Annotated in this window: 17 protein-coding genes; 5 read left to right on the forward strand and 12 right to left on the reverse strand. The window is 63.8% G+C overall.

All coding sequences use genetic code 11. The features are described from left to right. Window positions 1-2: 2 nt before the first annotated feature. From trpD to KFB96_RS15740, 12 genes are all read right to left on the reverse strand, one after another. Window positions 3-1,043: an anthranilate phosphoribosyltransferase gene (trpD, locus tag KFB96_RS15685; protein ID WP_213457568.1), complete on the reverse strand. Its 1,041-nt coding sequence runs from the start codon at window positions 1,041-1,043 to the stop codon at window positions 3-5. Window positions 1,044-1,420: 377 nt separating this feature from the next. Beyond that, the gene (locus tag KFB96_RS15690; protein WP_213457567.1) at window positions 1,421-2,002 is read right to left on the reverse strand and encodes an aminodeoxychorismate/anthranilate synthase component II; all 582 of its coding nucleotides are present in this window, start codon (window positions 2,000-2,002) and stop codon (window positions 1,421-1,423) included. A 37-nt stretch (window positions 2,003-2,039) separates the two neighbouring features. Then, window positions 2,040-2,441 (reverse strand): HEPN domain-containing protein, encoded by a 402-nt coding sequence (locus tag KFB96_RS15695; protein ID WP_213457566.1) that lies wholly within the window; start codon window positions 2,439-2,441, stop codon window positions 2,040-2,042. Next, a complete protein-coding gene (locus tag KFB96_RS15700) occupies window positions 2,438-2,767 on the reverse strand; it encodes a nucleotidyltransferase domain-containing protein (protein WP_213457565.1) in 330 nt (109 codons plus the stop codon). Before KFB96_RS15700 ends, KFB96_RS15695 begins: the two co-directional genes overlap by 4 nt. A 52-nt stretch (window positions 2,768-2,819) precedes the next feature. Beyond that, on the reverse strand, window positions 2,820-3,092 hold the full coding sequence (locus tag KFB96_RS15705) for a DNA-binding protein (protein WP_213457564.1): 273 nt from the start codon (window positions 3,090-3,092) through the stop codon (window positions 2,820-2,822). Between the two features lie 49 nt (window positions 3,093-3,141). Continuing rightward, complete coding sequence (gene trpE, locus KFB96_RS15710) at window positions 3,142-4,635, reverse strand: anthranilate synthase component I (protein ID WP_213457563.1); 1,494 nt, start codon at window positions 4,633-4,635, stop codon at window positions 3,142-3,144. 353 nt (window positions 4,636-4,988) lie between these two features. Further along, window positions 4,989-5,657: a phosphoglycolate phosphatase gene (locus KFB96_RS15715; protein WP_213457562.1), complete on the reverse strand. Its 669-nt coding sequence runs from the start codon at window positions 5,655-5,657 to the stop codon at window positions 4,989-4,991. Between the two features lie 142 nt (window positions 5,658-5,799). Further along, complete coding sequence (rpe, locus tag KFB96_RS15720) at window positions 5,800-6,483, reverse strand: ribulose-phosphate 3-epimerase (RefSeq protein WP_213457561.1); 684 nt, start codon at window positions 6,481-6,483, stop codon at window positions 5,800-5,802. Between the two features lie 127 nt (window positions 6,484-6,610). Continuing rightward, the gene (gene djlA / locus KFB96_RS15725; RefSeq protein ID WP_213457560.1) at window positions 6,611-7,432 is read right to left on the reverse strand and encodes a co-chaperone DjlA; all 822 of its coding nucleotides are present in this window, start codon (window positions 7,430-7,432) and stop codon (window positions 6,611-6,613) included. Window positions 7,433-7,445: 13 nt separating this feature from the next. After that, a complete protein-coding gene (locus tag KFB96_RS15730; RefSeq protein ID WP_213457559.1) occupies window positions 7,446-8,111 on the reverse strand; it encodes an energy-coupling factor ABC transporter permease in 666 nt (221 codons plus the stop codon). A gap of 439 nt (window positions 8,112-8,550) precedes the next feature. Beyond that, complete coding sequence (locus KFB96_RS15735; RefSeq protein ID WP_213457558.1) at window positions 8,551-9,345, reverse strand: rhodanese-like domain-containing protein; 795 nt, start codon at window positions 9,343-9,345, stop codon at window positions 8,551-8,553. A gap of 653 nt (window positions 9,346-9,998) precedes the next feature. Further along, window positions 9,999-10,514, reverse strand: a complete 516-nt coding sequence (locus tag KFB96_RS15740) for a hypothetical protein (protein ID WP_300970393.1) — start codon at window positions 10,512-10,514, stop codon at window positions 9,999-10,001. A gap of 407 nt (window positions 10,515-10,921) precedes the next feature. Between KFB96_RS15740 and KFB96_RS15745 the strand changes: the two genes are divergently transcribed. The 5 genes from KFB96_RS15745 to KFB96_RS26875 all read left to right on the forward strand — a co-directional run bounded on the left by KFB96_RS15745 (window position 10,922) and on the right by KFB96_RS26875 (window position 15,678). Then, a complete protein-coding gene (locus tag KFB96_RS15745; RefSeq protein WP_213457556.1) occupies window positions 10,922-12,457 on the forward strand; it encodes an ATP-binding protein in 1,536 nt (511 codons plus the stop codon). After that, a complete protein-coding gene (locus KFB96_RS15750) occupies window positions 12,454-13,173 on the forward strand; it encodes a response regulator (RefSeq protein WP_213457555.1) in 720 nt (239 codons plus the stop codon). The genes KFB96_RS15745 and KFB96_RS15750 overlap by 4 nt, the downstream gene beginning before the upstream one ends. 162 nt (window positions 13,174-13,335) lie before the next feature. Beyond that, window positions 13,336-13,890: a hypothetical protein gene (locus tag KFB96_RS15755; RefSeq protein ID WP_213457554.1), complete on the forward strand. Its 555-nt coding sequence runs from the start codon at window positions 13,336-13,338 to the stop codon at window positions 13,888-13,890. Between the two features lie 405 nt (window positions 13,891-14,295). Next, window positions 14,296-15,336, forward strand: coding sequence for an NADP(H)-dependent aldo-keto reductase (locus tag KFB96_RS15760; protein WP_213457553.1), 1,041 nt, complete (start codon window positions 14,296-14,298; stop codon window positions 15,334-15,336). Window positions 15,337-15,390: 54 nt separating this feature from the next. Next, window positions 15,391-15,678 (forward strand): hypothetical protein, encoded by a 288-nt coding sequence (locus tag KFB96_RS26875; RefSeq protein ID WP_300970394.1) that lies wholly within the window; start codon window positions 15,391-15,393, stop codon window positions 15,676-15,678. Window positions 15,679-15,765: the final 87 nt, after the last annotated feature.

Below are 15,765 nucleotides of genomic sequence, written 5' to 3' on the forward strand. Positions count from 1 at the left end.
GGTCAGACGCCACCCGTCGCGCGCTCGAAGCTCGTCGTGAGCGCGATCAAGCGCTCGAGCCGACGCTCCGCCTCCCCGCTTGCGATCGCGGCATCCGCCTGCGCCAGCCCGTCCGCCAGGGTCTGCGCTCGTCCGGCGGCATAGATCGCCGCGCCGGCATTGAGCTGAACGATATCGCGTGCCGGACTCGGCTGATTGGCGAGCACCCCGCGCAGCATCACCAGGCTCTCGGCCGGATCCCCGACCCGGATCGAATCCAGATCCGAACGCTTGATCCCGAAGTCCTCGGGATGGATGGCGTAGCGGTGGATCACGCCGTCCTTCAACTCGGCCACGTCGGTGATGTCGCCGATGCTGATCTCGTCGAGCCCGTCGCGGGCGTGGACCACCAGGACATGACGACTGCCGAGACGCTGCAGCACCAGCGCGAGCGGCTCGAGTAGATCCTCGCTGAAGACGCCGAGGACCTGATTGGGTGCACCGGCCGGATTGGTCAGCGGACCCAGGACATTGAAAATCGTCCGCACACCCAGCTCCTTGCGCGGACCGATCGCGTGCTTCATGGCGCTGTGATGACCGGGCGCGAACATGAAGCCGACGCCGACCTCGCGCACGCAACGCGCGATCTGTTCGGACGTCAGGTCCAGGCGCACACCGGCCGCCTCGAGCACGTCGGCTGCACCGGAGCGACTCGAGACCGACCGGTTGCCGTGTTTGGCGACATGACAGCCGGCCGCCGCCGCGACGAACATGCTGGTGGTCGAGACGTTGAAGGTCCCCGAGGAATCGCCGCCCGTGCCGACGATGTCGACCACATGATCGAGCCCGCCGATATCCACGCCGGTCGCCAGCGCGCGCATCACGCCCGCCGCCGCCGCGATCTCGGGCACCGCCTCGCCCTTCATGCGCAAGGCGATCAGGAATCCGGCGATCTGCGCCGAGGTCGCCCCGCCGGTCATGATGGTGCGCATGACCGAGGTCATCTCCTCCCCGGTCAGATCACGATGTTCCAGGCAGCGGTTGATCGCCTCTTTTAGCTCCATGATTAAAACGCGCCTTTTGGTTTAGGTGAGGGTTTCATGTTGGGTTAACCTCATCGTGCGCATTCACTGCCGGAGCTGCGCGTTTTAAGTGATTTCCGGGAAAGCATCGACCAACATGGGGCGACTTTAGTCGCCCGGTAAGCATTGGCAACACGCACGGCCGGGATGATCATTCCCGGAAATCGCCTTAAACCGCGTCCAGAGCGACATGCGTCATTTTCATTTTGCGTTTAGCTTCGGAGATGTCCTCGATCTCGGTGAGACGCGGTTTAAAATTTTATATTTTTTAATACTTTAAACCGCGCCGGCTCCAGCGGTTCTGAAATCCGCCGGGGCCGATCCCATCCAAAAACATCGCATACCGCACTGGGCGCGGTTTACGCGGATTGTAAAAAGTTGCGGAGGAGATCGTGCCCGTGCCGGGTCAGGATGGACTCCGGATGGAACTGCACGCCCTCGACCGCAAGCTCGCGATGGCGCACGCCCATGATGGCCTCGCGCTCGCCGTCGGGGGTCTCGGTCCAGGCCGTCACCTCCAGACACTCCGGCAGGGTCTCCTGCTCGATCACCAGCGAGTGGTATCGAGTCGCCTCGAAGGGGTTTTCCAGGCCGCTGAAGACACCGACGCTCGTGTGGTGGATCGCCGAGGTCTTGCCGTGCATCACGCTCGGCGCCTTGATGATGTGTCCGCCGAACGCCTGGCCAATCGATTGATGGCCCAGACAGACACCGAGGATCGGCACGCGCCCGGCCATCGCCTTGATCAGCGGGACCGAGATCCCGGCCTCGTTCGGCGTGCAGGGCCCGGGCGAGATCACGATCCGCTCGGGCGCGAGCGCAATCGCCTCGTCGAGACTCAGCTCGTCGTTGCGCACCACGCGCACCTCCGCACCCAACTCGCCCAGGTATTGCACCAGGTTGTAGGTGAAGGAGTCGTAGTTGTCGATCATCAAAATCATACTGAACTTCACCCACTCTTTTGTAATGGGAATGACATCATCTGCGACCTGGCTCGGCGGCCCCCATCAGGGCGACAAGGTCACGAATGAAACGGTCGGCTTGGTCAACCGCCCAGATTGCCTTGTCAACGTCGATGGGCTCACCGGTATAATCCGCAAGCAAACGAATCCGCTCCACCTGATTGAGTATACGACCGAGTTCAATATCCACTCGGCCGGTCGTCACGAGATGTTGACCGAAGGATGCAATTAACCCTCGATGCGTTCTGATCATCTCGGGGCGAATGCCCGGCTGTGTCACGATCAAGGCCACTGTGGCCGCATCGAACATGGCGTAATAGGCGCGGTTGCAGGCACCGTCGGTGTCTCCGTCCGCCAATAACAGTCGTGCCGAAACGAGCGCCCGCCGTGCCTTTTTAAGGCCAGCATCGGCGGTCATACGGGAATCCCATCGCGCTGGATCGTCTCGATCAGACCTGGATTCGCGAAATCCTCCGGATGCCGCCACTCCTCCAACCAGATCGGCAGAGGGTCGATCAGAATACCCGTCTCAAGCATGAGATCGAAGGCGATGCCCGCCATGTCAACCGCCGCATCGGCGCGATTTCCATGTGGCCCCCCGAGCAGTACCGCAAGGTCCAGGTCGCTCAGATCGTCTGCATCCCCACGGGCACGGCTGCCATAGAGCAAGGCACCGGCAACGTCGTACCGCGCGCGCAACCGATCGACGAATCCTCTGGCAGCACTTTCCACATTCGCATTCATCAGAAACCTCGCGGGTCGTTGACTACGGGAAGTGCCGCACGCCGGGATTCGCCTAGGATGCCTTGCGTGCCTCGCTAACGACATTGGTATCAATCAAATACACCGTCTGCGCCTCCGTGGCCTCTGCGCGCTGGAAGTCGCTGTCGCGTCCGACATCCGGCATGGACGCCAGAACCTCGGCAAAGCTGCGCTTGGGCGAATGCAACAAGACCTGCTCAAGGATCAAACGGTGCTCGGCCTCGGCGCTGCGCCCGTGGACGGCCGCCCGATGTTTGAGCGCTTCGACGATGCTGTGGTCGAGATTCCTGACAACGAGATGAGCCACGAGCCTGCTCCGGCGAACCAGTGTGCTGACAATGATAGCAACGCAAGGGTCAAACGACTCGCCCGGCGCCGCGCTCAATGCCCGCCTCGGCCAAGGCCACGGCGCGAAAGACCGCGCGGCCCTTGCTCATGGTCTCCTTCCATTCGGCGTCCGGGACCGAATCGGCCACGATGCCGGCGCCGGCCTGGATGTGAAGCATGCCGTCTTTGATCACGGCGGTGCGGATCGCAATCGCCGTGTCCATGTTGCCGTTCCAGGACAGATAACCGACCGCACCCGAATAGATGCCGCGCTTGACGGGTTCCAGCTCGTCGATGATCTCCATCGCGCGGATCTTGGGCGCCCCGGAGACGGTGCCGGCCGGGAAGGTCGCGCGCAGCACGTCGATGGCGTTCATGCCCTCGCGCAGATCGCCGACCACGTTCGAGACGATGTGCATCACGTGCGAATAGCGCTCGACGATCATCTTGTCGGTCACGCGCACGCTGCCGATCTCGGCCACGCGCCCGGCGTCGTTGCGGCCCAGGTCGATCAGCATCAGGTGCTCGGCCAGCTCCTTGGGATCGGCCAGCAGCTCGGCTTCGAGTGCCTGGTCTTCGGCCTCGGTCTCGCCGCGCCGGCGGGTGCCGGCGATCGGGCGGACCGTGACCACGCCGTCCTCGAGCCGGGTCAGGATCTCGGGCGAGGAGCCGACGATGTGAAAATCGCCCAGATCGAGAAAATACATGTAGGGCGATGGATTGAGCCCGCGCAGCGCCCGATAGAGATCCAGCGGCGGCGCCCGGAAGGGGATGGAGAGCCGCTGCGAGATGACGACCTGCATGCAGTCGCCGGCCAGGATGTAGTCCTTGATGCGCTCGACCGCGTGCTTGAAGCCATCCTCGGTGAAGCCGGAGACGAAGTCGGTCTCGCTCACCGTGCGCCCCTGCTCCACGGAACGTCGCGGGGCACCGCGGCGCATCCGCTCGCAGAGCGCGTCGATGCGCGCCTCGCCGGCCTCCAGGGTATCCCCTGCACTCGGGTCGAGGTTCAGGATGATGTACATCCGGCCGCTGAGATTGTCGAAGACGACCACCTCGTCCGAGACCATCAGCAGGATGTCCGGGGTCTGCAGCTGATCCGGGTTGGGGCAGGTCGCCAGACGCGGCTCGATATAGCGGATGGTGTCGTAGCCGAAATAGCCGACCAGACCGCCGGTGAAGCGCGGCAGACAGGCGAGATCGGCAACCTTGAAGCGCTTTTGATAGGCATCGATCCAGGCCAGCGGATCCGCCGTCTCGACGGACTCGATGACCGCGCCGTCACGCTCGACGCGGATCTCGCGGCCGCTCACCCGCAGCAGGGTGCGACAGGGCAGGCCGATAATGGAATAACGCCCCCACTTCTCGCCGCCCTGCACGGATTCAAGCAGGTAGGAGTAAGGCCCCTCGGCGAGCTTGAGATAGACGCTGAGCGGGGTGTCGAGGTCGGCAAGGACCTCGCGCAGGATCGGAATACGGTTGTTACCCTGGTCGGCCAGGGCACGAAAGGCAGCGGGGGTCATCGGGGTCTCCGAGCAATGGGGTTCAAGGCAGGTCGGCACGCGGTCTCAACCTCGCCATCGCCACCCGGTCATCGCTCGCATCGTCCGAAGCCTCATGTTCGATCATCAACATCGCGACCCCAAACGCAAGCCGCAGTCATCACACAAATCAACACCCGTAGGATGGGTAGAGCGCAGCGAAACCCATCCTCCCCGCGGCGAGATCCGAAACACCCACACCCGTAGGATGGGTAGAGCGAGAGCGAAACCCATCCTCCCCGCGCCGCCGTCACGGAACAGAACGACAGTCCGGAGACGTTGCGGTCTGGAGGATGGGTTTCGCTGCGCTCTACCCATCCTACGCGGTCAAAAGATTATCCGGCCAGAAATTGCTTGAGCTCGACCATGGAGTCGATCACCGCATCGGGCTTGGCCGCGCGGATGTCCTGACCGTGGTTGTAGCCGTAGCTCATGCAGATGATCCCGAAGCCGGCGGCACGCGCGGCCGTCACGTCGCTCACCGAGTCGCCGATCATGAGCGCCTCCGCAGGCTCGACACCGAAGTGTTGCGCCGCATGGAGCAACGGCATGGGATCCGGCTTCTTTTTCGGTAGCGTATCACCGCTGACCACCAGGCCGAAATTCTCGCGGATCCCCAGATCACGCAACAGCGGCTCGGTGAACTGAGCGGCCTTGTTGGTCACGCAGCCGAGTTGATAACCCGCACCCTTCATGAAGGCGATACCCTCGATCACGCCCGGATAGAGCACCGAGCGCTTGGAGGTGTTCTCCGCATAGAGCTCCAGAAAGATCGGAAGCGCCGCCTCGAAATCCGCCTCGTCCGGCTCGCCGTCGAGTTGTCCGATCAGCGCCCGGCGCACCAGCCGTTCCACGCCGTTCCCCACCCAGTTGCGCACGGCCGTCTCCCCGTGAGGCGCACGGCCGAGCCGTTCCATCATGGCGTCGACACAAAAGGCCAGATCCGGGACGCTGTCCACCAGCGTGCCGTCCACGTCGATCAGGATCATCTTCGGTCGCAGCATGCGCTCACGGCTCCAGGCTCAACAACACAATCGGACAAGCCATTCAGGCCCTTCATCACCTGAACCGCGTCGACTCAAAGCTCGCGGGGAAGCTCGGCCGCATCGACCCAACTCCCACCCCGACCTGCGCCCCGGACACGGTTTAGCCCGCCATCTGCTCCCGCATCTCGCGCATAATACTGTCGTAGCGGTGCGGATCGCTGTCGCGGCCCTTGCCGAAGATCCCGGAGCCGGAGACGAAGGTGTCGGCGCCGGCTGCCTTGATCGCGCCGATGTTGTCGGCCTTCACGCCGCCGTCGACCTCGAGCCGAATATCGAACCCGGAGGCATCGATCATCTTGCGCGCCGCGCGCAGCTTGTCCATCGTCGCCGGAATGAAGCTCTGCCCGCCGAAGCCGGGGTTCACCGACATCAGCAGGATCATGTCGATCTTGTCCATCACATAGTCGAGATAGCTCAGCGATGTGGCCGGGTTGAAGACCAGACCGGCCTTGCAGCCCTCGTTGCGGATCAACTGCAGGGTGCGGTCGATGTGCTCGCTCGCCTCCGGATGGAAGGTGATGTAGGTGGCGCCCGCTGCGGCAAAGTCCGGGATGATCCGATCGACCGGTTTGACCATCAGATGCACGTCGATCGGTGCGGTCACGCCGTGCTTGCGCAGTGCCTCGCAGACCAGCGGGCCGATGGTCAGATTCGGCACGTAATGGTTGTCCATCACGTCGAAATGGACGATGTCCGCCCCGGCGGCGAGCACATTGTCGACCTCCTCGCCGAGCCGGGCGAAATCCGCCGAGAGGATGGACGGTGCGATCAGATCAGGCGTCATGCTGTTGTCCCCTAAGATCTCGCTCACCGCGGCACACGCGCCTCGGTCCGGATCCGTTTTGATGTTGAAAGTGCGGAACTCTAACCGAAGCGGGCCGGATTTTCACTCGGCACGCGGACGCATACGCCTAGGCCGCCCTGGCCTCGGTGATGGTCTCGTAGGCACGCCGGATCTCCTGCGTCTTCTGCGAGGCCATCCGCATCGCCTCCTCCGGCAGACCCTTCGCCATCAGCTTATCCGGATGATGCTGACTCATCAGACGCCGATACGCCTTCTTGATCTCGGCATCGCTCGCCTTGGGGCCGACCCCCAAGGTGGCGTAGGCGCTGGAGAGCGGCGCCGGCCTTGCCGCCGTCGAGGACCTGCCGCGACCGGACTGCCCGGTCGCGCCGGCATGCATCCGCTGCTGCAGCACCAAGAGGTTTTCGAGCTGCCGATAGGCGAAGGCCGAGACGTCGAGCCCGCGCCGGATGGTCTCGAGCGCGCGCCGCTGATCCGGCGTCGGGGCGCCGTCCACATAGGCGGTCAGGAGCTGCACCTCGAGGAACAGGTGAATCAAGGTCCCCTGACCCGTGCAGACCGCCTTCAACGCAGCGATGGCGCCCGCCAGATCGAAATCCGGCGACTTGCCTTGGTTGAAAAGGCCGATCGCCACGCGGCGCTGGTCGGTGCCCAAGGACATCCGATCCATCACTGAACGCGCCAAGGCGACCTCCGCCTCGCTGACCCGTCCGTCGGCCTTGGCGACATGCCCCATCACCAAGAAGGTCGTCTCGAAGAAACGCGCCTGGACCCGCGCCCGCTGCGCACCCGTCAAGGCCGGGCGCCGCGCACCGCCGATCCAGCCCCGATCGACACCCTGCCCCAAGGCCGCACCGAACACCGCGCCGACCGGACCTCCCACGACCAGACCAATGGCGCCGCCGACGGCTGTGCCGACCCAACCCATGTCGAGAACTCCCTTATTTGCCTTTCAGATACTGTTCATCACTGAAGGAGTAGACCCACTGCGGCTTGAAGGCCACCAGCACAGCCAAGATCCAGCCGTTCAGGAAGGCCTCCGGCATGAACATCAAAGGAAAGAAGGGTAGCACCGTTTCGCTGAGATCGGCGAAGCTGTAAGCGCCGCTGACCACCAGCAACCCGGCCGCAAGATAGCCCGTCATCACGCCCACCAAACCGGCGGTCAGGAACCCGTTCACCAGCACATAGACGAAGAACTGTTTGGGCAGATACCAGCGGATCAGGATCAAGGCGACCTGGGTGAGGGTCGCCGGCACGACCCCCGTGAGGAGGGCATTCATCGCAAACCCGTCCCAGCCCGTTCCCGCGTTCAGGACCACCCCGAGCAGGACCAACGCCGCCCCGATCACCGCCAATGACCATCCGAACATCAGGGTGATGGCCGTCACCCCGAGCAGATGAAACGACAACCCGGACTGCACCTGAACATCCATGTGCCAGAGCACCAGCAGCGCAACGACTGCCCCGAGAAAGACGTTCAGTTGCTCCATGTCGCGAAACTTCCGCCACGGCGTCAACCGCAAGGCGAGCAGCAGGATGAAGGCGAAGAGCAGATTCATGACCCAGAGCAGGGCCGGCGAGAACAGCGTACCGTCGATCGTCATGTCGCGCCTGTCGGAGGTGGCTTGGTCGGGGTGACCTCATCTGTTGGACATTAGGTAGGTTTTCGGGAGGATCAACTCTGTGGGTGCGATGTAGGGCTCGCGGAGGGGCAGGCTTGCGGTATGCGAACCAGGGTTCGGCTTGGACACGGAAAAAATCATGCTTGTAAGCTGGGGAGCGAGGATCGGCGGCAGGACGAGACATCGCGGAAACGCTGCACGGATTCGCGCGATGGAACGGGCACCGAAACCCTTATGGGTTCGTGACACCCGCTCCGCGGCGTTAAGCATACCCCTGTGGCGGTGGCGCGATGTGCAGCCTCGGTGAGGCTTCGAGAGCTCCGGGGTTCGTTTCGAGCGACCCTCGACTTCGGCTCTCGACTCTACCCGAGGCGCCCCCGACCCGACGAGCAATGCCCGCCGGGCGGGGGCCCGCTTCAGTCTAGCGGTTCGAGTTGCCTCGGGGCGGCCGGGCGGCCTGGGGTGGCGTGCGGGACTCTTCGAAGTACGGCTCGTAGAGCGAGACGTCGTTCATGTACGCAAGAGGGCGACGGATCTGTGTCGAGAAGGGCAGATCGCCAAAGTTGCGCCAGCCGTCCTTGTCCGGGTTCTTGTCTTTCGTGTGCGAGAAGATGTCGGCGGCATCGATGTTCAGCATCCCGTCGTTGTCCAGATCAAGCGGAATCGGTTTACCCCCGTCGAGCGCGATGGTGCCTCCGTTGAATGCGTAGAGGTACTGGCCGACGAAGCCAGGCCAATGGTTGCGTACGTTGGTGAAGGGTTCGCCGAACTGCACGAACTCGCCGTTGATCTCGGCCCCGCCCGTGGCCAGAATATTAGCGGCTGCGATGCTGCGTGAACCGGTCCTGCAAACGGTGACCAAGGGCGTATCCAGCTTGCCCTTCGCGATGTTGTACACCTCCCAGTAGAAGACGTCGGGGTCCTGCAAGATCCGCGAATCCTGCAGAGGCGCCGAGTCGTTCGTAATGAGCGGGTAGGGTATGTTGTAGCCGCGCTCCGGGTGCCCGGCCGAATACTCGCGCAAAGTGCGGACATCGATAATCACGGCCGTGTTCTGCATCATTGCCAGATAGGCCTCGGAATTACTGATCTCCGAGTGGTAGAAGCGATCGCGGTTGTAGCGATTGCCGTCACCGACCTCTTGTGCGAGCACGTAGCTGCTGCAGGCTAGAGATGCGGCGAGACTGAACACCGCAAGGGTCTTGGTTGTTTTCATCGAACCTCCTCCATTCATATCGTCATTGCCCTCTTGCGTCACCGAGACAGTTTCGTGATTCACAACGACGTGCATCTGAATCCGTCGGTCCGCGAGCAGATCACGGAACCATCTGTCAACGATGACACTTAGAGGGGTGGGGGCCCGGCTTGGATGCAGACTCAGGTGAGACCTCTCCCAACATTTTCTGCTCCAGCCGTGGACTTATGGAGCTTCGCCGCTGAGTCAGGTCATGTCAATCCCGAGAATTGCTCTCGGACTTGCCCCGGGGCTTGCCGGAGAGGTCCGATCTTGAGCGCTGCAGGTCACGCACCACGGAATCGCTCCTGCAACGCTCGGAACTGGACCGTGATGTGGGTTTGAGCCCGATACCGGGATCGCCGCATTGGGCGTTTGGGCGCCGGCCCTCAAGCCGGCGGAAGAAGAAGACATCTGCAAGTCGCCGCATGATTGTGCAGCGCGCGGACGACGCCGTGACGCGTGGATTTCTGCGTCAAAACGCTCTCGAGCGGGTACTTGCGGGGAATCGGCTGGAGATTAGGAGCGTCAGCACTGCCGGACGAAACCCCAGAAACGCCCGTGTGAATAATAACGGATCGACGCGTTCACGAATTCTGCAGAATAGCGCTCTCGACCCGTAACCACCCCCCTCGCTAGCGGGCCGGAGTGATGATCGCGTACAGCATGTCGGGCATATGCACGGTGTCCGTGGATGCATCGAAAGGCCACAGTTTGGACGGGACCGAACGGAACCGCTCCCCGGAATAGATCACCTCGACCGCGTAGGTCGTTTGCGCAGAGGGCGCCGCGCCTGTCGAGTGTTCCGGAATCAGGACGGTGCAGGAGTCGCGAGAGCGGCAGCCATGGAGCTGTCGGTTCCGTACACCGCCGGGGTTGGCCGGGAGTGCACCGCTCTCGCTTGCAACGAGGAGGGCTTGAGCGACCGCCCGTGCGAGCTGACCGTATCCACTGAGCTCGGATGGGTAGACGCTATTGAAGGAGCCATCGGCAAAGGTGACGTCGTACAGGCTGCCCTGGATCTCGACACCCGTCACGCCGCTGATCACGCCAGTGTCCACGACAAAGGATTGCGCCTGAGCCGTGCCCGCAGCCCCGATGCACATGGCGATCATAACGCCACGAAAACCTTGTTTAACAATGCGTTGCATCCCCATTGCGCGCTCCGCTAAAGGTCGATGATTGACTGTCCTCGCTCTTTCGGGTGCAACGTCGGATCGGCGAGTCGGCGGCAACGCTCACATCGCCCCCGGCAGCACAACCCGATTGTCGCGAAGCGACAACACCCCCGGGATCGACGACTTGCAGTCGTCTTCTTCGGCCGGCTTGACGGTCCACGGAGCTTGAAGGAACACTCCCGGCGATCGCACCCGAGGATTCGGCGCCTGCGACAGGCGCCAAATAGCCGTGGCCTGTGACGGGTCCGACGCGAAATCCGGAAGGCGCCATTGAAACGCATGGACGTTCATCGCGCATTGCGAAATGTAGAGAAAGCGTCGGGTTCGATCCCGTTCCTTTTTTAGTGCACCGTCGCCTGTTATCCGGAGCTGCCGTCACGATGTCACTCTCCATCCACACCAAGGTCTTCCTCACGCTTCTGCTCGCCTGCGTTCTGGTGTTGTCGGGCACGCAAGCATTCGTACACTGGTCGCTTCAACGCGGACTGGTGGAGTTGGCCGAGGCGCGTGAGCAGGCGCGGGTCGAGATCATTGCCGAGCGTCTCGCCGAGATCTATGCCCGGGAGGAGAGTTGGGCGCCGCTGCGTGCGTCGCCGCGGCTGTGGCTCGGCGCGCTGCTCGGGCGCAATTGGCCCGCGGAGGGGCGTCGGGGCGGTCCGGGCGAGGGCTCGCGTTCTCCGCCGTGGGTACGGCGCTTTCTCGGACCGCATCATCAGGCGGACGGTAGCGATGGCTTCGTCTGGCCACCGCCGTCGGCGTTGCGGGACGAGCGACGGGATCAGGGGGCGCCAATCGAGCTGCGTTTGATGCTGCTCGACGCCGAGGGCGGCCTGATCTACGGTCGACCCGAGCTGTTGCCCGACACCCGGCGTTTTCCGTTGGATCTCGACGGTACGCCCATCGGTGCGCTTGCGGTCATCGCGGGCCCCCCGGTCGCGGAGCTCGCCGATCTGCATTTCGTCGAGCGCCAAGGCGGGCGGCTCTGGCTGATCGTGGCGGCGATGCTGGCGCTCGCGGCCGCCTTGGCCTATCCGCTGTCCAGTCGACTGATTCGGCCGGTGAAGGAGCTCCAGCGGACCGCGCGCCGACTGGCGGCCGGGGACTATGATGCCCGCGTCGCGATCGGCGGCGGCGACGAGATCGCCCGTTTGGGCCGAGATATCAACGCCCTTGCCGATGCCCTGGGGCGTAACGATCGGGCGCGGCGTCGGTGGGTCGCGGACATCTCCCATGAGCTGCGCACGCCGATCGCGCTGTTGCGTGCGCATCTGGAAGCCATGCAGGATGGCGTGAGGCCGCTGGACCGCGCGGAGGTCGATCGCCTGCACGGGGACGTGCTGCGGCTCTCGCGCCTGGTCGAAGACTTGAACGATCTCGCAACGACGGATCTCGGTGCGCTCGCCTACCGCATGCAGGAGATCGACCTTGCCGAGATCCTGCGCGAGGATGTCGATGCCTTCCGGACGCGCTTCGAGGCCGCGGGGCTCGACTTGGTCTTCGACAATCGGCTCGCCGGTCGGCGCGATCCGGGTCCTGCGGGGTGTGCTCCTCTGCACGCGGACGCGGGCCGTATCTCCCAACTCTTCGGCAACCTCCTTCACAATAGCCTGAGCTACACGGATCCGGGCGGAGGGCTGACGGTGACCCTGGACGCAGGTCCGGGCGGCGGCTATCGGATCACCTTCGAGGATACGGCGCCCGGCGTCCCGACCGAGGACCTACCGCGGCTCTTCGACCGGCTGTATCGGGTCGATGCCTCGCGTAGCCGCCACACGGGCGGCGCGGGATTGGGTCTTGCGATCGCGAAGAACGTGGTGCTGGCGCATGGCGGGACGATCGAAGCACAGGCTGCGGCAGCGGGCGGTTGTGCGATCCGGATCGAGCTGCCGGCAGACCGAGGGGAAAGATCTCAATGAACCAAAATGCATTGCCGTTGATCCTCATCGTCGAGGACGAGGAGCGCCTGGCCGACGTGGTCGGCGACTATCTGCGTGCGGCCGGCTTCCGGGTCCATCACCTGGCGACCGGCACGGGTGCAGTCGCCTGGATCGAGCGAGAAGGACCGGATCTGATCCTGCTCGACCTCATGCTGCCCGGTCAGGACGGGTTGAGCATCTGTCGCGAGGTGCGCAGCCGCGCTCAGGTGCCCATCATCATGACGACGGCGCGGGTCGAGGAGATCGATCGCCTGCTGGGGCTCGAGCTGGGTGCCGACGACTATGTCTGTAAACCTTACAGCCCGCGCGAGTTGGTGGCCCGCGTCAAGGCCGTCCTGAGACGAACGAGCCGGGCGCCCGAGCACCGGCGGAGCGGTTTCCTGACACTCGAGCCGGACCGATTGCAGGTCTCGCACGACGGCAGGGTCATCACGCTGACCGCCGTGGAGCTGGCATTGCTGGCCGCGCTCCATCAGGCCGCGGGGCGAATCCTCTCGCGCGACCACCTCATGGACCGGATCTATCCCGACAACCGGGTCGTGTCCGATCGCACCATCGACAGCCACATCAAGAAGCTTCGGCGCCGACTCACCGAGCTGGCGCCGGATGTCGAGTTGATCCACTCGGTCTACGGCGTCGGCTACCGCTACGAGGAACCCGACATCGACGAGGCCCTCATGCACAAACCTGGCTGAGTCTCGACCGTTCGGCTCGGACTCGTCCGCTTCCACGAAATCTGCACGATCTCTGCACAGCTCCTGCACCCTGGTCACCTAACCTGCAAAGCGTCGGGACTGGACTCGACATCGCATCGGGACCTTCCCGAGACGCAACGAAGACATCAAAGGTGACATATCATGAATACCGGCAAGAGCTTTCGCACCGCAACCTTGGCGTTCGCCGTCACGGCCGTCATGGCCACCTCGGCCTTGGCCGGACCTCGCGGCTTTGAGCAAGACCCGAGCGCGTTCGCGGACCAGCGCATCGAACGGATGACCCGGACCCTGGACCTGACGACCGAGCAACAGAGCGAGATCCGGACCATCCTGGAGGAGCAACGCACACAGGCGCTGCAACAGCGTGAGGAGGTGCAGGCGCGCATCGGCACCCTTCTCACGCCCGAGCAACAGGCCCGTATCGAAGAGCAGCGGAACGCGCGGATGGAAAGGCATCTCGATCGGCTCGCCGACCGACTGGATCTGAGCGAGGAGCAGATCCTCCAGGTACGCACCGTCATGCAGACCAAGAACGACGGCTCGGGCATGGCCAGAGGCGAGATCCGAGAACAGATCAAGACCGTCATGACCGAGGATCAGCTCAAACGCTTCGAGTCCCGCGGACCCGGGTCCAAGCGCGGAGGTCCGGGCGAACCCTGTGCGGAGGGCAAGATGCGCGGCGGGCCTGCGTTCTGATGCCGCGGTTCCCGGCCGATGGCGTGTGGAACGCGCTCCGGCCGGGGCTCCGGCCGGGCGGGAAGAGCGCACGGACGTTCGCGCGCCGAGCCCGCGCGGTCTCCGTTACCGCGTATCCGCAGCAGTTGCTTCTTCGCTAAACCGCGTCCGGTGCGGTATGCGTCATTTGGTGGAGTGGCTTGGCCGCGCCAGCTCCGACGACTGTCGGAGCTGGCGCGGTTTAAGGTATTCAAAAATATTAAATTCTAAACCGCGTCTCACCGAGATCGAGGACATCTCCGAAGCCAAAAGCAAAATGAAAAAGAAGCGTGTCGCTCTGGACGCGATTTAGAATCGGGGTGATTCTTCTCTTGATCATGTGCGTGGGCGATTCGATCCATCACCGACACGATTGAGGAGGACGCAATGGAGCTCAGACCACTCGGACGCACCGACATCCGCGTCAGCGCACTTTGCCTCGGCACCATGACCTTCGGCGAGCAGAACAGCGAGGCCGAGGCACATGCCCAGCTCGACCGCGCGCTCGCCGCGGGGATCAACTTCATCGACACGGCCGAGATGTATCCGGTGCCGCCGCGCGCTGAGACCATCGGCCGGACCGAAGCCTACATCGGCACCTGGTTCGCGTCGCGCGGTTGTCGTGACCGGGTGGTTCTGGCCTCCAAGGTGGCCGGCCCTGGCGCTTGGCTGCCGCATCTTCGCGGCGGCAGGTCGCGGTTGGACCGCGTCAATATCGTGACCGCCCTGGACGGCAGCTTGAAGCGGCTGCAAACGGACCGGATCGACATCTACCAGCTCCACTGGCCGGACCGCGAGACCAATTACTTCGGCAAGCTCGGCTATTCACCCGTGGAGGACGCGTACAGCGTCCCCTTGCTGGAGACCCTCGAGGTCCTCGCCGACCAGGTCCGGGCCGGCAAGATTCGGCAGATCGGCGTCTCCAACGAGACACCTTGGGGCCTGATGCGTTATCTCACGCTCGCGCAGCAGCATGGCCTGCCGCGCATGGTCAGCATCCAGAACCCCTACAGTCTGCTGAACCGGACCTTCGAGGTCGGCCTCGCCGAGGTCGCCGTTCGGGAGAACTGCGGTCTCCTGGCCTACTCGCCGCTCGGCTTCGGCGTGCTCTCGGGAAAGTATCTGGACGGCGCACGCCCGGCCGGTGCCCGCGTCACACGCTTCGAGCGCTTCAGCCGCTATTCCAACCCGGAGGCCAAGCGCGCCACGGCCGAGTATGTCGCACTCGCCCGCCGCCATGGACTCGACCCGGCGCAGATGGCACTCGCCTGGGTGACGAGCCGTCCATTCGTCACGTCCAACATCATCGGTGCGACGACGCCCGAGCAGTTGGAGGCCAACCTCGCCAGCGCGGAGCTCACGCTCTCGAATGAGGTGATCGCGGAGATCGAGGCGATCCATACGCGGCAGCCGAATCCAGCGCCTTGAACCGGGTAGGTGCGAACTGATTCGCAAGTCGCCCACCGTACCGATGCGAATCAATTGGCACCTACGCCGCATCGCGCGCGTATGAAGATCTACGGCATCGATTTCACCAGCCGACCGAGTCGCCGCAAGCCCATCACCTGTCTGGAGTGCGATTTCGACGTCTACAGCCTGAAGGTCGAGGCGGATCCGAACCTCGCCGAGGATCCGAGCGGTGACCGGCTCGATGCCCTGCTGTGCGCCATCCAGGCGGCGTGGGCCTGGACGCAACGGGAGAAGGGGTTCGGGATACCGGATTCGATGGACTTTCCGGAAGGAGCGATCGCGGACCCGATCGGCGGCTGACGCACTGCTGTACACGCGATCGGAGCGGACCTGCGCACCACTCGGCTGGCATACCCTCTTGTGCAGTCTTCTTCTTCAGCAGCCGGT

The organism is Thiocapsa sp., from assembly GCF_018399035.1.
In the GTDB taxonomy this organism is placed as follows: domain Bacteria; phylum Pseudomonadota; class Gammaproteobacteria; order Chromatiales; family Chromatiaceae; genus Thiocapsa.